The organism is Dyella acidiphila (assembly GCF_014863405.1).
Lineage (GTDB): Bacteria > Pseudomonadota > Gammaproteobacteria > Xanthomonadales > Rhodanobacteraceae > Dyella_B > Dyella_B acidiphila.
On sequence record NZ_JACZZA010000026.1, the window covers coordinates 1 to 2,681 of the forward strand.

Sequence of the window (2,681 nt, forward strand, 5' to 3'; positions counted from 1 at the left end):
AGCCGTTCGAACGGCACGTCCTGATGCGCATAGGCGGCCAGCGCGGTTTCGCGTACACGTTCCAGCACCGTACTGAAGTCCGGCGTGCCGGACAGATCCGTGCGCAACACCAGGGTGTTGACGAAGAAGCCGATCAGCTCATCCAGCGCACTGTCGGTGCGTCCGGCAATCGGGCTGCCGATGGCGATGTCCTCACCGGCGCCCAGGCGCGAGAGCAGCACCGCCAGCGATGCCTGCAGCACCATGAACAAGGTGGCGCCATGGCTGCGCGCCAGTTCCTGCAGGCGTGCATGCAGTTCGGCGGAGATACGCAGCGGCACCTGGCCGCCACGATAGCTGGCCACCGGCGGCCGGGGCCGGTCGGTGGGCAGGGCGATCACTTCGGGCAGTTCGGCCAGCTGGGTGCGCCAATAGGCCAGCTGTTGCGCGAGCGCGCTATGCGGATCGCTTTCCTCGCCCAGGAACTGGCGCTGCCACAAGGTGTAGTCGGCGTACTGCACCGGCAGCGGCGGCCACTCCGGCGCGTTGCCTTGCAGGCGCGCACGGTAGGCACGCTCGACATCGCGCCACAGCGGCAGCATCGACCAGCCGTCGCCGGCGATATGGTGCAGGTTGACCAGCAGTACGTGTTCGTCGTTGCCCAGGCGCAGCAGTGTTACGCGGATCGGCAGTTCATGGCCGAGATCGAAGGCATAGGAGGCTTCGCAGCGCAAAGCTTCGGCGAGCGAGGCGGGCTCCACGTCGAGCCGATGCAGCACAGGCTCGATCGCGCCGCTGTCGAGCACGATCTGCTGCACCACCTCGCCGTGTTCGGCAAATACCGTGCGCAGTGTTTCGTGCCGCCCCACCAGGTCGGCGATGGCCTGCTCCAGCGCGGCCGCATCGAGCGCGCCGTGCAGATGCATCACCAGCGGCATGTTGTAGGTAGCGCCGGGTCCCTCCAGCTGATGCAGGAACCACAGCCGATTCTGTGCGAACGAGAGCGGCAGTACCGGCGGACGCTGGCCGGCCAGCAAGGCGGGGCGCACCACGCCGCTGGTATCCAGCTGCGCGGCCAGGGTGGCGACGGTGGGCGCCTGGAATACCGCGCGAATCGGCAGCTCCGTATTGAAGCTGGCGCGGATGCGGCTGACCAGGCGCATGGCCAGCAGCGAGTGGCCGCCCAGTTCGAAGAAATTGTCGTCAATGCCCAGCTGCGCTACGCGCAGCACTTCGCCGAACAAGGCCGCCAGCATGCGTTCGCGTTCGGTACGCGGTGCACGGCGCGCGGCGCCGGTCAGATCGGGGCGCGGCAGTGCTGCGCGATCGAGTTTGCCATTGGCGGTCAGCGGCAGCGCGGGCAGCGCGATGAACGCCGACGGCAGCATGTAGTCGGGCAGTTCCGCCAGCAATGCGGCGCGCAGCTGTGCTGCATCGACGGCAGCAGCGACCAGATAGGCGACCAGCTGTTTCTGGCCTGGCTGGTCTTCGCGTACGATCACCGCGTTCTGCGCGTGGCCTGCGCGAGCCAGCGCCGCTTCCACTTCGGCGGGCTCGATACGGAAGCCGCGCAACTTGACCTGAGTATCGACGCGGCCGACAAAGTCGATGCTGCCGTCCGCCAGGCGGCGCGCCAGGTCGCCGGTGCGATACATGCGTTCACCTGCGGCACCGTGCGGATTGGCGACAAAGCGTTCTGCCGTCAGCGCCGGACGATTCACGTAACCGCGCGCCAGGCCTGCACCGGCGATATACAGCTCGCCCGGCACGCCCAGCGGCACCGGTTGCAGTGCGCGGTCGAGCAGATGTACCTGCATATTGTCCAGCGGCAGGCCGATCGGCACGCTGGCCGCGGCCTCCGCCAGTGGCTGCACCGCATGGCTCAGCGCGAAGGTAGTGGTCTCGGTCGGACCGTAACCATTGACGATACGCAGCGCCGGATAGCGCGTCTGCAGCGCGCGGACCGCATGCGGCGACAGCGCATCGCCACCGGCCCACACTTGCTGCAGCGGTGCGAACAGGGCCGGCAGCGCATTGACCAGTTCGTGGAACAGACCGGCGGTAAGCCACAGGCTGCTGATGCGCTGTTGCGCAATCAGGGTCTGCAGTTCGGCCGCATCCAGCTGTCCCGGCGGTGCGATGACCAAGCGGCCGCCGCGCAGCAGCGGCACCCACATTTCATAGGTCGACGCATCGAAGGCCTGCGGCGAATGCAGCAGCACGCATTCGTGACCTTGTGCGAAGCGCCGGTCCAGCGCCAGCGCAACGATATCCCGCTGGCATACCGCCACGCCCTTGGGCACGCCGGTGGAACCGGAGGTGTACATCACGTAGGCCAAGTGGCGCGACTCGATGGTCGGGCGCGTCTGCCTGGCGGATGCGCCTGCCGGCTGATCGAGGCGCAGCAGCGTGGCCTGATGGGTCAGCTGGCGCGACTCGATGCTGTGATCGGCGAGCAGTACGCGTGCACGCGTATCGGCCAATACCTGCTCGATGCGCCGATCCGGATACTGCGCATGCAGCGGCACATAGAAACCGCCAGCCTTGAGCGTGGCGAGCACCGCTACGACCAGGTCCAGCGAGCGTTCCATCAGGATCGCCACGCCGTCTTCCAGGCCGACGCCGGCGGTGTACAAGCGATCGGCCAGTGCATCGGCGCGTGCATCCAGCTGCGCGTAGGTCAGTGTTTCCTCGCCAAACAC

1 protein-coding gene is annotated in these 2,681 nt (G+C 67.4%); it reads right to left on the reverse strand.

All coding sequences use genetic code 11. The annotated features are described in order from the left end of the window. The coding region (locus IGX34_RS21930) for a non-ribosomal peptide synthetase (protein ID WP_192557893.1) at positions 1–2,681 on the reverse strand (2,681 nt) is incomplete at both ends.